Source organism: Nocardiopsis synnemataformans (genome assembly GCF_965343085.1).
GTDB lineage: Bacteria > Actinomycetota > Actinomycetes > Streptosporangiales > Streptosporangiaceae > Nocardiopsis > Nocardiopsis alborubida.
The window spans coordinates 1-2,141 of the sequence record NZ_CBDRFA010000162.1; the positions used below are offsets into that span (position 1 = coordinate 1).

The 2,141-nt window shown below is 75.3% G+C and carries 1 protein-coding gene; it reads right to left on the reverse strand.

The window, feature by feature from the left end:
- Positions 1 to 43: 43 nt before the first annotated feature.
- The gene (locus ACSIH6_RS39240) at positions 44 to 2,137 is read right to left on the reverse strand and encodes a xanthine dehydrogenase family protein molybdopterin-binding subunit (RefSeq protein WP_435113946.1); all 2,094 of its coding nucleotides are present in this window, start codon (positions 2,135 to 2,137) and stop codon (positions 44 to 46) included.
- Between the last annotated feature and the right edge of the window lie 4 nt (positions 2,138 to 2,141).

Consider the following 2,141-nt stretch of genomic DNA (forward strand, 5'->3'; position numbering starts at 1 on the left):
CCCCCCCCCCCCCCCCCCCCCCCCCCCCCCCCACGACCGGCCGTCACCGCAGGAGCTTGTCCGCCGTGACCGGCAGGTCCCGCACCCTGGTCCCCGTGGCGTGGTGGACGGCGTTGGCCACCGCCGCGGCGGTGCCCACGATGCCGATCTCACCCGCGCCCCGCGACCCCATGGGGGTGGCGCGGGGGTCCTCCTCGTCCAGCCACTCCGCCCGCAGGTCGCCCACGTCGGCGTTGGTGGGGACGTGGTACTCGGCGAAGTCGCCGTTGGCGATGTGGCCGTACCGCGGGTCCCGGAAGCTCTCCTCGTGCAGCGCCATCGACAGGCCCATGACCATCCCGCCGAGGAACTGCGAGCGCACCGTTCGCGGGTTGACCACCCGGCCGATGGAGAACAGGCCGTACATGCGCGGCACCCGGACCTCGCCCGTGTCCACGTTCACCCGCGCCTCGGCGAAGTGCGCCCCGAAGGAGTAGACCGCATGCGACTCGTCGACGGTGTCCTCCGCCGCGCTGGCGCTGGCCTCCGCGCCCGGCGCCGGGGAGCCCCCGTGCCGGTCGCGGAAGACCCGGGCGGCGGCCACGACGGCCGTCCCCCAGGAACTGGTCCCGCTGGAGCCGCCCGCGACGGAGGCCGCCGGGAAGGCGGTGTCGCCGATGCGCAGCCGGATGTCGGAGACGGGCAGGCCCAGCGCGTCGGCCGCGATCTGGGTGAGCGCGGTCCAGGCCCCGGTGCCGATGTCCACCGCGCCGATGGACACCTCGTAACGGCCGTCCTCGCCGTAGCGGACGTGCGCCACCGACCCGGGGTTGAACAGGTGCGGGTAGCTCGCCGAGGCCACGCCGGTGCCCACCAGCCAGTCCCCCTCCCGGCGGGCTCCGGGCCGGGGGTCGCGCCCGTGCCAGCCGAAGCGCTCGGCGCCCTCGCGCAGGCACCGGACCAGGCGCCGGTCCGACCACGGGGAGCCGCTCTCGGGGTCGGCCTCGGGCTCGTTGCGCACGCGCAGCTCGATCGGATCGACACCGCAGGCCTGGGCGAGTTCGTCCATGGCGGCCTCGACCGCGTACATCCCCGGCGCCTCACCGGGGGCGCGCATCCAGAAGTTGACCGGCACGTCCAGGGGCGCGATCCGGTGGGTGGTGCGGCGGTTCGGCGCGGCGTACATCCACCGCGAGCACATCGCGCTGTTCTCGGTGAACTCCTTGACGGTGGAGGTCTGCTCCACGGAGTCGTGGACGACCGCGGACAGGCGCCCGTCGCGGTCGGCGCCCAGGCGCAGCCGCTGGATGGTGGGCGTGCGGTAGCCCACCAGGCAGAACATCTGCTGGCGGGTCAGCGCGAACTTGATCGGCCTCCCGGGCAGGGCGCGGGCGGCCATCGCGGCCAGGACGTCGTGCGCGTGCGCCTCCCCCTTGGAGCCGAAGCCGCCGCCGACATGGGGCGCGACCACCCGGACCCGTTCGGGGTCGAGCCCGAACACCCCGGCCACGGACGCGCGGACCACGTGCACGCCCTGGGTGGAGTCGTAGAGGGTGAGGTCGCCGGTCGCCTCCTCCCACAGGGCCGTGGTGGTGTGCGGCTCCATGGGGTTGTTGTGCTCGGTGGGTGTGCTGTAGGTCTGGTCGACCACGACCTCGGCGGCGGCCAGGGCCGCGTCGGGGTCGCCCTGCTCGGTGTCGGATGCGGGCCCCTCGTCCTCCTCGCCCACGGGCCGGTAGAGGCCCCGGTGGTCGGCGGTGAGCACCACGTCGTGCGCGGAGCGCTCGTAGTCCACCCGCACCAGGCCGGCCGCCTGGCGGGCGGTCTCGGGGGTGTCGGCCACGACCGCGGCGACGAACTGGCCGTGGAAGGACACCTCGTGGGACTGCAGGACCGCGAACTCGCGGTCCTCGGCGTCGGCGAGGCGTTCGGCGTTGTCCGGGGTCAGGACGGCGCGCACCCCGGCCAGCGCCTGGGCGGCGGAGGCGTCGACCGCGGTGACGCGCCCGCGCGCGACGGTGGACAGCACCGGGTGCAGGTACAGGGGGTCGGCGAGCGGGTGCTCGTAGGCGTAGGGCGCCCGCCCGGTGACCTTGTCGGCGCCCTCCAGGCGGGTCAGCGGCCGGCCCATGGCCCGCGGGTCCAGCGTCCCGGTCATCGTG

Bases quoted from the DNA above. Each gene is read 5' to 3' on its own strand.
- ACSIH6_RS39240 (WP_435113946.1), bottom strand. From the start codon at position 2,137: ATGACCGGGACGCTGGACCCGCGGGCCATGGGCCGGCCGCTGACCCGC.